This is a genomic window from Vibrio sp. UCD-FRSSP16_30, assembly GCF_001676025.1.
Classification (GTDB): Bacteria; Pseudomonadota; Gammaproteobacteria; order Enterobacterales; family Vibrionaceae; genus Vibrio.
This window is the reverse complement of the sequence record NZ_LZFW01000058.1, coordinates 1-987: the sequence shown is the minus strand read 5'-3', so window position 1 is coordinate 987 and position 987 is coordinate 1. Positions and strand designations below refer to the sequence as shown.

The 987-nt window shown below is 53.1% G+C and carries 1 rRNA gene; it reads right to left on the bottom strand.

Features of this window, described 5'->3' with window-relative positions:
• Positions 1-987 (bottom strand): 23S ribosomal RNA (locus tag A9260_RS14240); the annotation flags it as partial.

Sequence of the window (987 nt, the reverse complement as noted above, 5' to 3'; positions counted from 1 at the left end):
CAGCACTTACACACCCTGCCTATCAACGTTCTAGTCTYGAACAACCCTTTAGGACACTTAAAGTGCCAGGGAAGACTCATCTCAGGGCTCGCTTCGCGCTTAGATGCTTTCAGCGCTTATCGATTCCGAACTTAGCTACCGGGCAATGCCATTGGCATGACAACCCGAACACCAGAGGTTCGTCCACTCCGGTCCTCTCGTACTAGGAGCAGCCCCCTTCAATCTTCCAACGCCCACGGCAGATAGGGACCGAACTGTCTCACGACGTTCTAAACCCAGCTCGCGTACCACTTTAAATGGCGAACAGCCATACCCTTGGGACCGACTTCAGCCCCAGGATGTGATGAGCCGACATCGAGGTGCCAAACACCGCCGTCGATATGAACTCTTGGGCGGTATCAGCCTGTTATCCCCGGAGTACCTTTTATCCGTTGAGCGATGGCCCTTCCATTCAGAACCACCGGATCACTATGACCTGCTTTCGCACCTGCTCGAATTGTCATTCTCGCAGTCAAGCGGGCTTATGCCATTGCACTAACCACACGATGTCCAACCGTGTTTAGCCCACCTTCGTGCTCCTCCGTTACTCTTTGGGAGGAGACCGCCCCAGTCAAACTACCCACCAGGCACTGTCCTCAACCCCGATTAGGGGTCTAAGTTAGAACATCAACACTACAAGGGTGGTATTTCAAGATTGCCTCCACTCCATCTAGCGACGAAGTTTCAAAGGCTCCCACCTATCCTACACATGTAGGGTCAATGTTCAGTGCCAAGCTGTAGTAAAGGTTCACGGGGTCTTTCCGTCTAGCCGCGGGTACACTGCATCTTCACAGCGATTTCAATTTCACTGAGTCTCGGGTGGAGACAGCGTGGCCATCATTACGCCATTCGTGCAGGTCGGAACTTACCCGACAAGGAATTTCGCTACCTTAGGACCGTTATAGTTACGGCCGCCGTTTACCGGGGCTTCGATCAAGAGCTTCGACC